Consider the following 17,555-nt stretch of genomic DNA (forward strand, 5'->3'; position numbering starts at 1 on the left):
CTTTTATATGTTTTTTCTTTAAAGGGGTTACATTTTTAACTATCTTAGTATAAAATACTATGGGTATAACAAATACTTATGACAAAAATTTATGTTATTTAATTTACTTAAATGTTTTTAATAAAAATTCATGTTATTTACTTATAATAAAAGGAGTTGTAAACCATGGAAAAGCTTATGCTAAAACCAAATGAAGTCATTGATGATGTACTCTTAGTCTATGAGGCTAAAGCAAATTATCCTAAACTCAAAAGTATTATCTTAGGTTTTTTATCTGGCGCCTTTATAGCCCTAGGTGCTTACGCTTCTACCCTTGCTTCTAACGGAATTTCTAATCCTTCATTAGCAAAACTTATATCTGGTGCAATTTTCCCCATCGGTCTTATACTTGTAGTATTATGTGGAACAGATCTATTTACCGGAAACATACTTTTAACTGTTCCCTTATTAGAGAGAAAAATAACTTTTAAACAGGTATTTGTTAATTTAACAATAATATATTTCTCTAATTTTCTAGGAGCTTTTACTATTTCTTCTATGATATATTTCTCCGGATCATTGGATTTCAATAATTTTGCCCTTGGGGGATACGCCCTAAAACTGGCTTATACTAAAGGTTCCATGGGCTTTATTCCAGCACTTCTTTCTGGAACTCTTTGCAACATTCTTGTTTGTCTTGCAGTATGGTGTTCCTATGGCGCTAAAGATATTATGTCTAAAATAGCTACAGTATGGATTATTATAATGACCTTTATAGTATCCGGATTCGAACATAGTGTTGCTAATATGTATTACTTAACTATTGGGCTTTTAGCTAAAGGAAATGAAAACTATATAAATGCTATAAATCTACCTGCTGAGAAATTAGATTATATAGATATTCCTCACATGTTTAATAATTTAATTCCAGTTACCCTTGGAAATATAATTGGCGGGGCAGTATTTGTGTCTTTAAGTTTTTGGTTATTATATAGATATATACCAAGAAGTAAAAATAAGAATAAATTAGGCAACATGAAACATTCTGCTTAATATTATCCTATAAAAACTTAGAATACTAATATTAAATTAACCTGTTGTGCTATTTAATCCGTAAGATGAGTACAATTAATACCTTTAAGCCTATAAAGTACAGAAATTCAATATATGAACGCTAATAATTTTAAGATGATAAGTTAAATAGTACAAAGAATTAAAATATAAAATATCCCCTTATTTTTAATTATATGAATAATTAATGTTAATATAACTAAAACACTATGAATAGTATAAAAACCAAATACTACTCATAGTGTTTATTTTCTATTGTTAAAGTTCATTATTTAAACTTAATCTATTTTATTATAGCTCTACTTCCAGGCTTAACGTGTGGTATACCTTCCTTACACAGTGGACACTCTTCCTGTTTAAAACTCTCTACATTTAGTTTTATAGCACTATATAGTGGATAGTCCATTTCCTTTGAACTTCTATCTACTATACAAGCTACAGCAACTACTTCTCCACCATAATCTTCTACTACCTTGGCAGCCTCTTTAAAAGACTTTCCTGTAGTTACCACATCCTCTGTTATAACTACCTTCTGTCCTTTTTTTATTTCGAAACCTCTTCTTAAGGTCATTTCTCCATTTTCTCTTTCTGTAAAAATTGCTGGTTTTTTTACTTGTCTCCCTACCTCATAGGCAACTATTACTCCTCCCATAGCAGGTCCTACCACTAAATCAAACTCAACATCTTTAAGTTTTTCACATACAACTCCTAAAACCTTCTCTGCCTTATCTGGATGTTGTAGTAATTTTGCACATTGACAATACCTATCACTATGTCTTCCTGATGATAATAAAAAGTGTCCTTCAAGTAAAGCTTCTGTTTCCTTTAATATCTCTAATACCATAATAAATCCCTACCTTTCTTATACCTCTCTCTATGTTATCAAATGCTGTATTTATAATGCTTATACATAGCTTATATATAAACAATGTAATCTAAATTTTTCATGTGACTCAATTATATCATTCTTATATATTCTCACCTTAAAGCTATGCCCCTAATTTCTTCTAAGTCTTTTATCTTATTTTCTTTCATATATTTTTCAATACCCTCTATTATCTCTATAGGTGCATAAGGATTACTAAAGATGGCTGTCCCTACTTGAATTGCAGTAGCTCCTGCCATTATAAATTCCAGTGCATCCTCATAAGTACTTATACCTCCAAGTCCTATCACTGGTACATTCACTACACTACACACTTCATAAACCATTCTAAGAGCTATAGGTTTAACCGCTGGTCCTGAGAGTCCTGCAAATGTGTTATTAAATACAGGCTTCTTCTTTTTAATATCTATAGCCATCCCCTTTAATGTATTTATAAGTGATAAACTATCTGCCCCTGCTTTTTCACAAGCTTTTGCCATTTCAGTTATATTTTCTGCATTTGGAGAAAGCTTTACCATAAGAGGTTTTGTGCAATGTTCTTTTATTCTTGATACTGCATCATACGCTATTTCAGATTTTATTCCAAGGGCCATCCCCCCGCATTTAACATTTGGACATGATATATTAAGCTCTATCATATCCACATCACTTTCACTTAACTTTTTAACAGACTGAATATAATCCTCTACAGTGGCTCCTCCAAGATTGGCTATAACTACATTACCATAGGATTTCATATTCTTAAGCTCATGATTTATAAAGTGATTTACCCCTGGATTTTGAAGCCCTACACTATTCATCATCCCTGACGGTGTTTCTGATACTCTAATGCCATCATTACCTTCTCTCTTTTCAAGAGTAAGTCCTTTTGAGCTTATACCTCCTAGCCTTCCTACATCATAGAAATTATTAAACTCTTCTCCAAACCCAAAGGTTCCTGATGCAGCTATAACTGGATTTTTAAATTCAATTCCATTTATGTTAACCTTCATAGCTTCCTCCTATTCTATTACCAAATCATCTCCATTAAATACTGGTCCATCCTTGCAACTTCTTTTATTCCCATCTTTAGTTTTACATGTACATACAAGACATGCACCTACTCCACAAGCCATGTGTTTTTCTGTGGATACATATACCTTAACATTATTTTCTCTAGCCTTTAAAACTACTTTATTCATCATTGGCTCTGGTCCACAACAATATATTAAATTATAATCTGAAACCTTTAATAAATCTGTTATAAACCCCTTATGTCCGTACTTTCCTGTATCCGTTGATATATATATATTATCTACATAACCTTTTATCTCATCTATTAAATAATAATCATCTCTAAATCCAAAGTGTATATCTATCTCTACCTTTTCACCCTTATTTTCTCTTATTCTCTTCGATAGTTCTAACATGGGAGCCGTGCCTATACCCCCTGCAACTATTCCGATTTTCCCCTCAACCTCTTCAATATTAAACCCATTTCCTAACGGTCCAGTGAGCATTAATGAATCCTCTTTTTTAAGTTTTGAAAATTCCTTTGTTCCTCGTCCAATCTTTGCATATATAAAAGTTATTGTATCTTTTGAAACCTCACATACACTTATAGGTCTTGGAAGAAGAGGTTCTATATATTCACCTCTTAACATATAGAACTGACCTGGCTTTATACTTTTGCAATGTTCTAAAGAAACCTTTACTACCATCTTATATATATCTTTAATAACCTCTTTATTCTCTAAAATTATTCCTTTAATATACTCCACCTGGCATCTTCCTTTCACCTATATTATAAATTTATTTAATCTCTTGAATTATCACAGGCTCTTTTTATCTCATCCCTCATTCTTATAGCCTCTTCTCTTGCACATAGGGAAAATTCTTTTTCTCTATTTTCACCTCTGTAGGCTAATAAAATTTTTCTTGAAGAATTCACTACTCCTCCATTACCGTCTCTTAAATATAAGGCAACATCCTCTGCCTTTCCTCCCTGTGCCCCATAGCCTGGTATTAAGAAAAATGTACTATCCATTTCATTTTGAATCTTCTTTGCTTCGTCTATATGGGTACATCCAACTACTGCCCCTAAGGTACTATATCCAAAGCTACCTAAAGCCCTCTTTCCCATAGTATTAATTTTTTCTCCAACCATATTAAATACTTTATTTTCATTTTTAGTATCTACATATTGCAGATCTTCCGCCCCCTTATTTGAGGTTCTAACTAGAGAAAAAGCTCCCTTCTCTCCACTTTCTAAATAAGGCATATAAGGCTCTATGCTATCAAGACCCATATATGGACTTAAGGTTATAAAATCCACTTCAAAATCTCCACTAAAATGTGCCTTTGCATACTGTTTTGCAGTATCAGCTATATCTCCTCTTTTTATATCTCCTATGGATATTAGATCTTTTTCTTTTAAGTACTTAACCGTTCTACTATAAGCTTTTAATCCTTCTATTCCCAATGCCTCATAATAAGCTATTTGAACCTTAAAACAAGCTACTACATCATGGGTTTTATCTATTATTTCCTTATTAAAGTTAAATAATATTTCTTCAGTATTATCCTTAAACTTTTCCTTAAAGAAATCCGGTATATAATCAAGGCTTGTGTCAAGACCAACACATACAACCCCTTTATCTTCTACTGATTTATATAGCTTATCTATAATATTCATACTAAATATCTCCCCCTCTATAAACAACTTGTCCATCCTTTAAGGTCATAATAACTTCCCCATAACCTTTGAATCCTATAAGTGGTGAATTATTACTCTTAGATTCTATAAAGCTTTCATCTAATGTTACCTCTCTATGAGGGTCTACAAGGACAAGATCTGCCCTTTTTCCTATAGATATTGCTCCCCTCTCTTTATCATCCATGATCTTTGATGGACCATAAGACATTATTTCAGAAAGTTTGTTTAGGGTTATATGACCTTCTTTTACAAGCTTTGTATTGCATATGGTGAATGAAAACTCAAGGCCTATCATCCCTGGTGCTCCCTTCTCCTTGTCTTCTTTGATATGGGGAGCATGATCAGTTCCTATACAGTCTACATAACCTTTCTTTATAGCCTCTATTAAAAATCTCCTATCCTCTTCTTCTCTAAGTGGTGGATTAACCCTATATTCAGTATCACTAGTCAATGCTATGTGATGAGGAGTTACCTCACAGGTTACCCTTCCCCCTCTTTTCTTGCTCTCTATAACATATTCCATAGCTTCTTTAGTACTAACATGGGCCATATGAAGTCTTGCTCCAGTGTACTCACTTAAAGTTATATCTCTCCATGTCATTGTATTCTCTGCAAGTCTCATATCTATTTTAGATAGGTCATGGGTTTCTGCATGAGAGATAACTACTATATCTTTTTTCTTTGCCTTTTCCATGGCTTCAATCATTATCTTTGAATCCATAACTCCACGTCCATCCTCTGATATGAACTTTAATCCTTCTATATTTAAAAGTTCATCTAAGTGTTCAGTACTCTCTCCTCTCATATTTTTAGTTACTGTTATACACTGATGAATATTTACAAGTCCTACTTCTTTTCCTCTTTCTATTATTGAGTCATATACCTCTCTTGAACTTACACAAGGTCTTGTATTTGCCATTAATACAGTAGTAGTATAACCGCCTCTAACTGCTGCTCTACTTCCACTTTCTATATCCTCCTTATATGTAAATCCAGGCTCCCTGAAATGTGCATGTAAATCTATGAAGGAAGGCATTAAGGTATATCCCTTTACATCTAGAACTTCACATTCTTTATTTAACTCTTTTCCAATCTCTTTTATTATTCCATCTTCTATATAAATATCCCCAACAGAAGTTTGAGAAAAATCAACTATCTTAGCGTTTTTTATTAAAAGTTTCATATATATTCCTCCTACAATGCCTTTAAAATCTGAATACTATCGCAATACTCACACTTATATTCCATACTGTCTTCATCAACTAATATAAAACTTTGATTTACATAGGTCTCTTTTAAGCTTGCACACTTCTTATTACTGCAAACCATAACTCTTTCTATTCTTCTAGGTATCATTACATTATATTCTTTAATTTCTTCTATAAATATAGCCATTTAAATCACCCCCAAAACTTTAGCTATTAAGGCCATTCTTACATACATGCCAAACTTAGCTTGTTTAAAATAACAGGCTCTATTATCACCATCTACTTCATAGGCTATTTCATTCACCCTTGGTAGAGGATGCATCACTATAGTGTCCTTTTTTGCCATACTCATCTTTTTATTATCCAATATATAACTGTCTTTTAATCTTTCATATTCATCTTCATTATCAAATCTTTCCCTTTGAATCCTAGTCATATATAATATATCTATCTTATCCATGGCTTCTTCTAAGGTACTTACTTCTTCGTAAGGAATATGGTTATTTTCCAATACTTCCTTCTTAATATACTGTGGAATCCTAAGTTCCTCTGGGGAAATTAATATAAATTTATTGTTATTATATCTAGACATGGCTTTTATTAATGAGTGTACTGTTCTACCATATTTAAGATCTCCACATAATCCAATTACATGGTTACTTAAACCTTTTTTCAAGGATCTTATGGTTAAAAGATCTGTTAAAGTTTGAGTTGGGTGTTGATGACCTCCGTCTCCTGCATTTATTACAGGAATACCAGAGTAAAGAGAGGCTATTTTAGCCGATCCCTCAAGGGGATGTCTCATGGCTATAACATCTGCATAACATGACACTGTCCTTACTGTATCTGCTATGGTTTCGCCCTTAGATACAGAGCTTGAACCCGGTTCTGAAAATCCTATAACATTTCCACCAAGTCTTATCATAGCACTTTCAAAGGAAAGTCTTGTTCTTGTGCTTGGTTCATAAAAAAGAGTTGCTAATATTTTTCCCTTGCACAGATTTGAAAAATCTTCTGGACTTTTAATAATATTTTCCGCTAATTTAAATACTTCTTCTAATTCTTCTATTGAGAAATCTCTTGGATCTATTAAATGGTTTCCTTTTAACATAATATCAACTCCTTCTTAACATCTCCGTGTTAATTTAAAGGTATTAAAAAAGCCTTCCTTAAAATTATAAGGAAGGCGCACTTTTACAAAGATTATCTTTAAATTAAATTACAGTACTTCTATCTTCCTTATTGACCTCTCTGGATCAAATTTAAAGGTATTTTCTTTAAAAACTACATTACCACTTTAAAAAGAATTTGTCAATAAAATTTTAATTTTTCCAGTTATTTCTTATTGTGTCTATTATCATTTTTCCACTTTTAGCTATAGTAACAATACCGTATACATCACTAGGAGTATTTTTTGATAGTACTGTGAAGGCAAAGTTTCCCTTAGGAAGATCTAAATAACAAGTGTCATTTTCTCCCTCATGATTACTTCCACTCTTAGATGCTATATTTTCTCTTTCTTCTTTGGTATAATAAAAAGCTATTTTATTTTTAAGAGGTTGCTCTTTTAATAAATTTATTATTAATCTACTATTTTCCACATTTATATATTTTCTATCTTTTATAATTCTCCAACATTTAGATAAATCATAAGCACTGGTAAAGCCATCATAATTTTCATTATCCTCTATTACAGTATTTTTAAGCCCCATTTTTTTTATATGATCATTAATCCTATCTACTCCAATTAATGATACTAATGTATTATAGGCATCACAATCATTTTCAATACTCATAAATATAATAAGATCTTTTATGCTATATTCTTTTTCCCCTAAATGCTTTAAAATACTATTGTTTTTTTCACCATTCTTAAAGGTTACTTTAACTTTATCATCCAATGATATACTTGAAAGTTCTACCTCGTTGAATAGTGCAATGATTAAAGGAAGATGTATGCACTCTCCAGCTGCAATTCTAAGGTTCTCATTAAAACCGTATACATAACCTCCCTCTAAATCTTCAAAATAAAAGCTATATTCCCCTAACCTGGATTCTAAATATTTTTTTACTTCCTTCATTTACATCCCTCACTAGCTTTTAAAATATTAAAAATAATCTGAATATTCTTCTATTACTTATATTATATATTTGTATTTAACAGTGTAAAACAAATTTTTATATTTTCTGTAATTATCACAAATATGATGCATTTCTTTTAAATAATAAATATTTTATTCTTTATTATTTGAATTAATATACTCTATTAAAGGTAAATAATTCTTCATATAAGAATAAGTTAATTTATAAGTAAAATTTTTATTTCATATTCCAAAATAGCTTTAAAATCTTAGTTTTAATTAAATCAAGGCTGTATGAAATTTTATGTATACCATATCAATTTTCATACAGCCTTAAGTATATTCTCTAAATATATAAGTTTCAATTAAACTTTCACATATATTAAAGGTTTATGTTCTAAATAATACTATTAAAATTATCAGTTAAGTTCAGTTATTATTGCTATAATTTACATAGTCAATAATCCTCTCTAACATAATATTATGTTTCCAAAACTCTTAATATTAAATTGCAATTACCTTTAATCCTATTAATACAAGTAATAATATACCTACTAAAATTCTATATACAGCAAATACTCTCATAGGTCTCTTCTTTAAGAAAGCGATAAATTTATCTACAACTACAAGAGCAACTAAAAATGCTACTAAGGATCCTACTATTAGAGCTATAATTTGATCCCCTGTAATAGATGAATAATCGTATTTATAAAGTTTAAGTCCAGATGCTCCAACCATAACTGGTATTGCTAAAAAGAATGAAAATTCAGCCGCTGCTGTATTATTCAAACCACTAATCCATCCCCCCATAATTGTAGAGGATGATCTTGACATTCCTGGCCATAAAGAAAGACACTGAAAAGCTCCTATGGTAAGAGCTTGGCTATATGTTACATCATCTATATCTTTAGTTTTTGCATTTTTTCTATATTTCTTTTCTACAAAGATAAGAAGTACAGCTCCAACTATAAGTCCTCCTGCAACGGTTAATGAGTTAAATAAATTAGCTTCTATCCAATCATCAAATAATAAACCTAATATGGCAGCTGGTATACATCCAACTAATATGGTAGTCCAAAATCTTAATCCTTCTTTTTCTAATTTAAAAAAGCTTACAACTGATGTCCAAATTTTATCCCAATATAAAACAACAATAGCTAATATAGCTCCTAATTGTATAACAACCTGAAACATTGCTGCAAATTCTGGCGTAGCTGTAGCTTTAAATCCTATGATATCATCTACTATAATCATATGTCCCGTTGAGGAAACAGGGATAAATTCAGTAATTCCTTCCACTATGGCGATTATAATAGCCTTAAAAACCAAAAGCATAGGGTTACCTCTCTTTCTATTTTAAATTTTATATACAGAGTAATTATAAGTTCAAATTTTATCTTTGTCCACAATATAGAATAATTTAAGATTTTTTTAACAAAGTTAATTATTTCCTCATCTTCCTGTAACGCTTTTGTAACATATAATATTTTTATTGTTCTTATGTATTTATAAAGCTATAATATATAGATATATTCCTTTATTATAACTTTATAAATAAATATTATTATATATGTTCTAAAAAGAGAATATACTCAATATTTATATAAAATAATACAGTTATTTTTTCATTTTCATATATGTTATATGCTTCATATATAATATATATTAAGTTTTATTATTTTAGGAGGAACAATGAAAAATACTTTTTTGAACTTAATCCACCATTTATTTATAGTAAACTTTACTTATTATGGACATATTCTTTTAGTAACCCTATTTAATATTGATAATAAAGTTTTACCAGTAGTTGAACTTTTAATATCTCTTGCATTCTATACAATCTTCTCTTACTTTTTCTTAACCTATGAAAAAGACACTAAAAGAAAATTACTCACCTTTTCTTTTATACCTTTTGTATCATTAGTCTTTTTCTTAATAACCTTAATAGCCTTTAAGCCTGGTCTAAATAGTTTATCCACAGATCCTATATGGACACCATTTTTAATATTCAATGGTTTTATCCTCCCTCTTGTGGAAACTGCTCCTATAAAAAACATATTAGTAGGAATACCAATAATATTTATCCCTTCGGTATGTTCTTTCATAGGAATGGAGCTTAAGTCTTTAAAACGAAGAAAAAAATAGTTTTAGAATAATTTATATATCTATATGATTAATCATCCAAAATATAAAATTATATAAAACTTAACAAGGTCTATTTACTAATATTTTCATTATTTTAGTAAATAGACCTTGTTTTAAATTTAAGGTATTATATTTTATAACTCTTCAGTAGAGTAAATTAAATATCCTTGTTATCATGACACTAGTCAAATATCATATCTTTCTTTATTCCTCTATATAAAGATTTTTCATAATGAATAAAATCATAAACATCTTCATTAAAACATTCATGGAAACTCTTCAGCTCTTCCAAATTCAAATCCTCTATAACCTTATTTTTTTCTTCACAATAAATTACTATTTCACCAACCACTTTATGAGCATCTCTAAAAGCTAATCCTTTATTCACTAAATAATCAGCAACCTCAGTAGCATTTAAAAATCCAACCTTAACAGCCTCTCTCATCTTACCATGATTTACTTTCATAGTAGAGATTATTCTCTCCATAACAATTAAACACTTACTTACAGTATCTAAAGCATCAAAAAATACTTCTTTATCCTCCTGCATATCTTTATTATATGCTAAAGGCAAGGATTTCATTGTTGTAAGTAAAGATATTAATGTCCCATATACTCTTCCACTTTTTCCTCTTATAAGTTCAGGTCCATCAGGATTTTTCTTTTGAGGCATTATAGAACTTCCAGTTGAGAATTCATCATCTATTGATATAAAATCAAACTCTTTAGAGCTCCATAAAATCAACTCTTCTGATAGTCTTGATAGGTGCATCATTATTATAGAAAAATCACAACTAAGCTCTATTAGATAATCTCTATCCGATACTCCATCTAAAAAATTATCTACAGGCTTTTTAAATCCTAATTCCTTAGCTGTAAATTCTCTATCTATAGAATATGTAGTTCCAGCTAAAGCACAGCACCCTAAAGGACTTTCATCCAAAATTTCAATGGCATTCTCAATTCTTTTAATATCTCTAAAAAACATAGAAATATACGCTTTCATATGATGTGAAAATGTTACTGCTTGTGCTCTTTGCATATGAGTATATCCAGGCATTATACATTTATTATCCTTTGCCACATTTTCTAAAGCAAAAATTAACTTTTTTAAATACTCATTTATATTAGTTGCAGATTTTTTAGTATATAACCTCATATCTAAAGCCACTTGATCATTTCTACTTCTAGCAGTATGAATTTTTTTAGCAACATTCCCTATTCTCTTTATTAAATTAATTTCTACAAAGGAGTGTATATCTTCATATTGTCCCTGTATTTTTAAGCTCCCTTTTTCAATATCATTAAGCAAATCTATCAATGCATTTTTTATAGTTCCCCACTCTTTATCATCTATTATATTACATTTGTTAAGCATTGTAATATGAGCTATACTTCCTGTTATATCCTCATAGTAAAGTCTTTTATCAAATATTAAGGAAGAATTAAAATCTTCCATAAGTTTATTTTCATCTTTCTTAAATCTTCCTCCCCAAATCTTCATAATTAGACTCCCTTCATAGCTTTAATTTTCAAAGGAAGAGAGGTAAGTTTTATAAAACCTTCTGCATCTTTATGGTCATATAAATCTGATTCTCCAAAAGATGATATTTTATCGTCATATAATGCATTATCAGTAAATATCCCAGATGGTTTTATAGTACCTTTATAAAGCTTTAGTTTCACTGTTCCTGTTACATTTTTTTGAGTTTCATTTATAAAAGCATCTAATGAACTCTTTAAACTTGAATACCATTTTCCATCATATATAAGTTCCGCATATTTTATTGCTATCAAGGATTTATAGTGCATAGTATCCTTCTCTAAAGTAGCACTTTCTAATATAGAATGAGCCTCATAAAGAATTGTACCTCCTGGAGTTTCATATATTCCTCTTGATTTCATACCAACTAATCTATTCTCAAGAATGTCACAAACTCCAATGCCATTTTCTCCGCCTATTCTATTTAATACCCTCATCATTTCAACAGGATTTAATTCTTTATTATTTATTCTTTTAGGAATACCTTCTTCAAAATAAATATCTATATAACTTGCCTTATCTATTGCTTCCTCTGGAGACACACACATCCTGTACATATTTTCTTTATGTTCATTTCTTAGATCTTCTATGTCTCCTCCTTCATGGGATGTATGCCATAGATTAGCATCTACGGAATATATCTTTTCTTTAGTAACAGGAACTTCTATATTATTTTTCTTAGCATAATCTATAGCGTCCTCTCTTGATTTTATGTTCCATATTCTCCATGGTGCAATTATATTTATGTTAGAGTCAAAAGCCCAAATAGAACTTTCAAATCTCACCTGATCATTTCCCTTACCAGTACATCCGTGACATATAGCTTTTGCACCTTCCTTTTTTGCAATCTCTACTAATCTCTTTGCCATTATAGGTCTTGCAAGCGAAGTTCCAAGCATATATTTCCCTTCATATTTTGCATTGGCCTTAATTGCCATATAAACACAATCAGTAATAAATTCCTCCTTCATATCTTCAATATAAACTTTTGTTGCACCTGATTTATATGCTTTCTCTAGTACAATATTCATATCCTCATCTTGTCCAATATTAATACATACTGCTATCACATCAAAATCATAATTCTCTTTAAGCCATGTTATTATTATAGATGTATCTAATCCCCCTGAGTATGCTAATACTACTTTTTCTTTCATTTACAATCCCTCCTATTTATAAGTTCTTTCTATTTTATTTTTTGTGATTTTTTATATTTTAGATTTATATCATTATATATCCCCTTTCATTTTTATACAATATTTATACATAAATATTCATTATTTTTTCATATTCTTGCTTGCCACACTCCTATACCTATTGATTTATATAGCTAATACGCTTAAATAAATATATTGAAACATAGTTATTTATGCATAATTATGCATAAATAAAATCTAAAAAAGGTATGAAATCTAAATTATTCTTCTAGATTTCATACCTTCTTTATTTATTTCTTAAGAAAATTTGCTTCTCCCTTATCCCAATTAACTACATTCCACCAATTTTTTATATAATCAGCTCTTAGATTTTTATACTTTAAGTAATAAGCATGTTCCCAAACATCTAAGGCAATTACAGGAGTTAATCCACTGGCAAGAGGTGTGTCTTGATTAGGAGTTGTTACTATTTTTAAGTTACAATCATTATCTTTAACAAGATATGTCCATCCACTCCCAAAAACACTTGTGGCTTGCTTTTCAAATTCCTCTTTAAATTTATCAAAGGATCCAAAAGTTTTATCTATAGCCTTTTTAAGTTCTCCCTTAGGAGCTCCACCTTTATTAGGTCCCATGATCTCCCAGAAAAAACTATGATTATAGTGCCCTCCTCCATTATTTCTAACCGCTAACCTAATATCCTCTGGTATAGCATCTAAATTCATTAAAATCTCTTCAATAGACGTAAAGTTTAGCTCCTTATGTTTTGCTAAAGCTTTATTTAGATTATTTACATAAGTAGCATGATGCTTATCATGATGAAGTCTCATAGTTTCCTCATCTATATAAGGCTCTAAAGCATTGTAAGCATAAGGTAGCGGTGGTAGTGTAAATTCAGTCACATTAGAAAGTACTGTTTTTGAATTTAGGTTATTCTCTCCAAGTATAATTGCTGAACATACTATAACTAATGCTAGTGTAATTATATAAAGTTTCTTCTTCATAATCCTACTCCCTTCTTACTTAAAGTCATGTATTTTAATATATGTACTAAGTTTTAACCTCCATCCCTTTATTATATTCTTTCTTTTATTTCTTTATTTTATGCCCTTAAAGCTTAATGAAAGAATTGTAAAATTAATAAGCTTTTAAATCCTTAACTTTTATATTTTATAATTTAAAACAAATAATTAAGCCTACTTTAAAATTTAAATAGTAAAACAGGCTTAATTTCAATTTATCCTATTTCAAGTAGTTGTATAAGTTAAATTTAAATCTAAAGATCCTATATTTGCTTATAAATTATTATTTAACTAAAAAACACTATGGATCTATTAAAACTCAATAGACCCATAGTGTTTTTTTAGTTTTAGCTATAATTATAAACTTTCGCTTCTGTAAAATATAAACCTTAAGAAAAGTATTTAATCCTTAGATAATCTTCTCTAATTAAGGCATAAAATCTATATATAAACTATATCAGAATTCAATCTTTGAATGTGAATTAAATAATGGTAACTAGTGATTTAGTTTCAAATATCATGTGATTTATCTATATAAGTTTAAACCACTAATAAGTTATCACATAAATCTAAAGCTGGTGCAGCCTTTTTTATTTCTTCTGGAACATTATTAAACTTCTTAAAGTTTTCATTGAATTTCACCGACAAATTCATAGCACTTTCTCTATAAGCATCTTTATCTTTCCACAGGTTCTCAGGATTTAATAACTCCTTTGGTACACCTTCACAATTCTCTGGCATTAATACGTTAAATATAGGATGTTTTATCCATGTAGTGTTTTTAAACCCACCTTCTATGGAAGATGTAACCATAGCTCTTGTATAAGATAATTTTATTCTAGAACCTACCCCATATCCTCCGCCAATCCATCCAGTGTTAATTAGATAAACCTCTGCATTGGTCTTTTCTATTCTCTCTCCTAAAAGCTTTGCATAAACCGCTGGATTCATAAGCATAAACGGCTCTCCAAAACAAGCTGAGAAAGTTGCTTGTGGTTCCTTTATTCCTCTTTCTGTTCCTGCAACCTTACTTGTATATCCAGACATGAAATGATACATAGCTTGTTCTTTAGTAAGTTTTGAAACTGGAGGCAACACTCCAAAAGCATCTGCTGTTAAAAATATTATAGTATTCGGATTCCCACCCTTACCACTTACTTCTATATTATCTATATGATGCAGTGGATATGCTCCTCTTGTATTTTCCGTTAAAGAGTCATCATAGTAATTGGGATTTCCTTTTTCATCTAAAACTACATTTTCTAATATACTTCCAAATTTTATAGCATTAAAAATATCCTTTTCTTTTTCTGGATCAAGATTTATAGTTTTAGCATAGCATCCGCCTTCAAAGTTAAATACTCCACCTTCATGCCATCCATGCTCATCATCCCCTATAAGCCTTCTATTTGGATCAGTAGATAATGTAGTCTTACCCGTTCCTGAAAGTCCGAAAAATACTGCTACATCATCATTTTTTCCTATATTAGCTGAGCAATGCATTGGAAATACTCCTTTTAGAGGAAGTAAAAAGTTCATTATTGAGAACATAGACTTTTTAATCTCTCCTGAATACTGAGTTCCTCCAATTAAAACTATCTTTTCTGAAAAGTTAACTAATATAAAAGCTTCCGAATTTATTCCATCCTTAGCTCCTTCTGCTTTAAATCCTGGAGCTGATATTATAGTAAATTCAGGTTTGAAATCTTCTTTTACATGATCCATTCTTCTAAACATTCTATTTGCAAATAATGACTGAGAAGCATATTCACAAACCACCTTTATAGGAAGAGAAAATTCCTCTTCTGCTCCTACGTATCCATCAAATACATATAAATTTTTATCTTTTAAATAACTCTTTACCTTAGAATAAAGGCTATGAAAAACCTCTCCCCCAATTGGTAAATTAACACTTCCCCAGTTTATTTTCTCTTCAGTTATGCTATCCTTTACAATAAATCTATCCTTTGGTGATCTCCCAGTATACTTTCCAGTGTTTATAACTAATGCCCCACTATTACTTAGTGTTCCTTCTTTTCCTTCTAAAGCTTTTGTTATTAACTTGCTTTCTGATAAATTGTTAAAAACCTCTTTATACTCTAAGTTTAAATAACTTAAATCTGTATACATCTAAAAAATCCCCCGTATCCTTTTTGTTATATGCTCTAATTATTGCAATCTTTTCTTTCAATTGCAATATTTATTTTATACTTGACTTAAAATTTATTTTTTTCCTTCATTATTACGCCTTTTCAAAAGAATTAGCATACTCTATTAAATGTATTTAATATATATTATATACCTTTATCCAATAAAGTAAAGCTTATAACCTAAGAAACCAAGAATTATTATGTTTAATTTAGATTTTTGTATAAAATTCTAAATTAAACTTATATTTAGTTTTTATAATTAGTTATTTTTTATAACTTATTATAGTATGATGAATTTTCTCTCCTTAATTTAAGTTATTATTACAGTAATATAAACCATATTGAGTGTTTTTTTTAATTTTATTAAGTAACATAAATCATCCTATTTAATCATAATCACCCTCCCTTGCAATGATAATTATATTAAAACATTAAATCTTCACTAAAAAAATCCTTGGCAGTTTAATTTTCCACCAAGGATTTTTTATACTGATATTAAGTTTCTTTAATTACTTTTCTATTTCTCCTAGTATTTCCTTCTCCACATTATCTATATTAGGAACATAACTCTTAAGAGCTTTTAACTGTCCTGAAATTGTATATTCTCCAAGACTTGCTGGAATTAATATACTATCTCCTTTTTTAAGCTTTTCTATTCCATCCTTATAAGAAATATCTCCTTCTCCCTGAACACAGGTTAATACATGGAATCTTTCTCTGTCACTATTTTCTACTACCTTATCTTTTATATCATATTCCTCTAAAGCAAAATGCTCACATAAAGCATAGTAATTTTTTGTGTAACCTTCTTTTTCTACTTTTACCCCTGCGGCTCTCTTCCCTTTTAGTGAAAAGTCTATTACATCAAGAGCCTTATCCACATGTAAGTCACGGCCTCTATTATAGTCATATACTCTATAGGTAGTGTCTGAGTTCTGTTGTATCTCTGCAATGATAACCCCTTCACCTATAGCATGAACAAGACCACTTTTCACAAAGTAAACATCTCCTTTTTTTACAGGGATTTTATTTAAATATTTATCGAATTCCCCTTTATCTATGGCTTCTACAAACTGTTCTTTTGTACAATCTTTTGTTCCTACAACAAGATTTGCTCCCTGAAAAGCTTCAACCACATACCATATCTCTGTTTTTCCAGGCTCTTTTTCTACTCTAAAGCCATATTCATCATCAGGATGCACTTGTACTGAAAGTTTATCCTTAGCATTTATAAGTTTAATAAGTAATGGGAATCTATCTCCATTTATCTCACTTCCTAAAACTTCTTCCTTATGTCCTTCTATAAGCTCATTAAAACTCATACCCTTAAATTTTCCATTAGCAACTATTCCTGTACCATTAGGATGACAAGCTATATCCCAGCTTTCTCCTATATTTCCTTCTGGAAGATTGTCTCTAAATGACTCTAAGTCACGGCCTCCCCAGATTTTATCATAATAAAGGTTTTCAAATTTTATTGGATACATAGTTCTTCTCCTCCTAGTATACTTACTTCTATGAATTTTTTTATATCTATGAAGCAATTTTTAGCTTGAAATTATAATATGGTTAATATTAATATTGCTTTGTCTAGTACCTTATTAAAGTTATTATATAC

Annotated in this window: 16 protein-coding genes; 2 read left to right on the forward strand and 14 right to left on the reverse strand. The window is 29.9% G+C overall.

The genetic code is table 11. The annotated features are described in order from the left end of the window. Positions 1–165 precede the first annotated feature (165 nt). On the forward strand, positions 166–1,032 hold the full coding sequence (locus AB2369_RS03945; RefSeq protein WP_367665175.1) for a formate/nitrite transporter family protein: 867 nt from the start codon (positions 166–168) through the stop codon (positions 1,030–1,032). A 301-nt stretch (positions 1,033–1,333) separates the two neighbouring features. Here the strand turns inward: AB2369_RS03945 and pyrE are convergent, their stop codons facing one another. From pyrE to AB2369_RS03990, 9 genes are all read right to left on the reverse strand, one after another. Continuing rightward, positions 1,334–1,894, reverse strand: coding sequence for an orotate phosphoribosyltransferase (gene pyrE, locus AB2369_RS03950; protein WP_367665176.1), 561 nt, complete (start codon positions 1,892–1,894; stop codon positions 1,334–1,336). Positions 1,895–2,028: 134 nt separating this feature from the next. Beyond that, positions 2,029–2,928 carry a dihydroorotate dehydrogenase gene (locus AB2369_RS03955; RefSeq protein ID WP_367665177.1) on the reverse strand — a complete coding sequence of 300 codons (900 nt, stop codon included), beginning with the start codon at positions 2,926–2,928 and terminating at the stop codon, positions 2,029–2,031. Between the two features lie 9 nt (positions 2,929–2,937). After that, a complete protein-coding gene (locus AB2369_RS03960) occupies positions 2,938–3,696 on the reverse strand; it encodes a dihydroorotate dehydrogenase electron transfer subunit (RefSeq protein WP_367665178.1) in 759 nt (252 codons plus the stop codon). 35 nt (positions 3,697–3,731) lie between these two features. Continuing rightward, the gene (gene pyrF / locus AB2369_RS03965; RefSeq protein ID WP_367665179.1) at positions 3,732–4,610 is read right to left on the reverse strand and encodes an orotidine-5'-phosphate decarboxylase; all 879 of its coding nucleotides are present in this window, start codon (positions 4,608–4,610) and stop codon (positions 3,732–3,734) included. A gap of 1 nt (position 4,611) precedes the next feature. Continuing rightward, on the reverse strand, positions 4,612–5,814 hold the full coding sequence (locus AB2369_RS03970) for a dihydroorotase (RefSeq protein WP_367665180.1): 1,203 nt from the start codon (positions 5,812–5,814) through the stop codon (positions 4,612–4,614). A gap of 11 nt (positions 5,815–5,825) precedes the next feature. Then, positions 5,826–6,026 (reverse strand): hypothetical protein, encoded by a 201-nt coding sequence (locus AB2369_RS03975; protein WP_367665181.1) that lies wholly within the window; start codon positions 6,024–6,026, stop codon positions 5,826–5,828. Further along, positions 6,027–6,950 carry an aspartate carbamoyltransferase gene (pyrB, locus tag AB2369_RS03980; RefSeq protein WP_367665182.1) on the reverse strand — a complete coding sequence of 308 codons (924 nt, stop codon included), beginning with the start codon at positions 6,948–6,950 and terminating at the stop codon, positions 6,027–6,029. It abuts the gene before it with no gap. Positions 6,951–7,161: 211 nt separating this feature from the next. Further along, on the reverse strand, positions 7,162–7,920 hold the full coding sequence (locus AB2369_RS03985) for a serine hydrolase (protein WP_367665183.1): 759 nt from the start codon (positions 7,918–7,920) through the stop codon (positions 7,162–7,164). 504 nt (positions 7,921–8,424) lie between these two features. Further along, entirely contained in the window at positions 8,425–9,255 is an 831-nt protein-coding gene (locus AB2369_RS03990) for an undecaprenyl-diphosphate phosphatase (RefSeq protein WP_367665184.1), read from the reverse strand. A gap of 357 nt (positions 9,256–9,612) precedes the next feature. Between AB2369_RS03990 and AB2369_RS03995 the strand changes: the two genes are divergently transcribed. Further along, positions 9,613–10,065: a hypothetical protein gene (locus tag AB2369_RS03995; protein ID WP_367665185.1), complete on the forward strand. Its 453-nt coding sequence runs from the start codon at positions 9,613–9,615 to the stop codon at positions 10,063–10,065. Between the two features lie 181 nt (positions 10,066–10,246). On the opposite strand, the gene argH is transcribed toward AB2369_RS03995, so the two are convergent. The 5 genes from argH to manA form a co-directional block, all read right to left on the reverse strand. Further along, complete coding sequence (argH, locus tag AB2369_RS04000; protein ID WP_367665186.1) at positions 10,247–11,569, reverse strand: argininosuccinate lyase; 1,323 nt, start codon at positions 11,567–11,569, stop codon at positions 10,247–10,249. A 2-nt stretch (positions 11,570–11,571) separates the two neighbouring features. Beyond that, the gene (locus tag AB2369_RS04005; protein WP_367665187.1) at positions 11,572–12,765 is read right to left on the reverse strand and encodes an argininosuccinate synthase; all 1,194 of its coding nucleotides are present in this window, start codon (positions 12,763–12,765) and stop codon (positions 11,572–11,574) included. A gap of 290 nt (positions 12,766–13,055) precedes the next feature. Then, on the reverse strand, positions 13,056–13,769 hold the full coding sequence (locus AB2369_RS04010) for a superoxide dismutase (protein ID WP_367665188.1): 714 nt from the start codon (positions 13,767–13,769) through the stop codon (positions 13,056–13,058). A gap of 558 nt (positions 13,770–14,327) precedes the next feature. Beyond that, a complete protein-coding gene (gene pckA / locus AB2369_RS04015; RefSeq protein ID WP_367665189.1) occupies positions 14,328–15,917 on the reverse strand; it encodes a phosphoenolpyruvate carboxykinase (ATP) in 1,590 nt (529 codons plus the stop codon). 529 nt (positions 15,918–16,446) lie between these two features. Continuing rightward, complete coding sequence (gene manA / locus AB2369_RS04020) at positions 16,447–17,424, reverse strand: mannose-6-phosphate isomerase, class I (protein ID WP_367665190.1); 978 nt, start codon at positions 17,422–17,424, stop codon at positions 16,447–16,449. Positions 17,425–17,555: the final 131 nt, after the last annotated feature.

Origin of the sequence: Clostridium sp. (assembly GCF_040797585.1) — a bacterium.
Classification (GTDB): domain Bacteria; phylum Bacillota; class Clostridia; order Clostridiales; family Clostridiaceae; genus Clostridium_Z.

Coding starts and splice junctions, on each gene's coding strand:
- AB2369_RS03945 (WP_367665175.1), top strand. CDS start 166: ATGGAAAAGCTTATGCTAAAACCAAATGAAGTCATTGATGATGTACTC.
- pyrE (WP_367665176.1), bottom strand. CDS start 1,894: ATGGTATTAGAGATATTAAAGGAAACAGAAGCTTTACTTGAAGGACAC.
- AB2369_RS03955 (WP_367665177.1), bottom strand. CDS start 2,928: ATGAAGGTTAACATAAATGGAATTGAATTTAAAAATCCAGTTATAGCT.
- pyrF (WP_367665179.1), bottom strand. CDS start 4,610: ATGAATATTATAGATAAGCTATATAAATCAGTAGAAGATAAAGGGGTT.
- AB2369_RS03970 (WP_367665180.1), bottom strand. CDS start 5,814: ATGAAACTTTTAATAAAAAACGCTAAGATAGTTGATTTTTCTCAAACT.
- AB2369_RS03975 (WP_367665181.1), bottom strand. CDS start 6,026: ATGGCTATATTTATAGAAGAAATTAAAGAATATAATGTAATGATACCT.
- pyrB (WP_367665182.1), bottom strand. CDS start 6,950: ATGTTAAAAGGAAACCATTTAATAGATCCAAGAGATTTCTCAATAGAA.
- AB2369_RS03985 (WP_367665183.1), bottom strand. CDS start 7,920: ATGAAGGAAGTAAAAAAATATTTAGAATCCAGGTTAGGGGAATATAGC.
- AB2369_RS03990 (WP_367665184.1), bottom strand. CDS start 9,255: ATGCTTTTGGTTTTTAAGGCTATTATAATCGCCATAGTGGAAGGAATT.
- AB2369_RS03995 (WP_367665185.1), top strand. CDS start 9,613: ATGAAAAATACTTTTTTGAACTTAATCCACCATTTATTTATAGTAAAC.
- argH (WP_367665186.1), bottom strand. CDS start 11,569: ATGAAGATTTGGGGAGGAAGATTTAAGAAAGATGAAAATAAACTTATG.
- AB2369_RS04005 (WP_367665187.1), bottom strand. CDS start 12,765: ATGAAAGAAAAAGTAGTATTAGCATACTCAGGGGGATTAGATACATCT.
- AB2369_RS04010 (WP_367665188.1), bottom strand. CDS start 13,769: ATGAAGAAGAAACTTTATATAATTACACTAGCATTAGTTATAGTATGT.
- pckA (WP_367665189.1), bottom strand. CDS start 15,917: ATGTATACAGATTTAAGTTATTTAAACTTAGAGTATAAAGAGGTTTTT.
- manA (WP_367665190.1), bottom strand. CDS start 17,424: ATGTATCCAATAAAATTTGAAAACCTTTATTATGATAAAATCTGGGGA.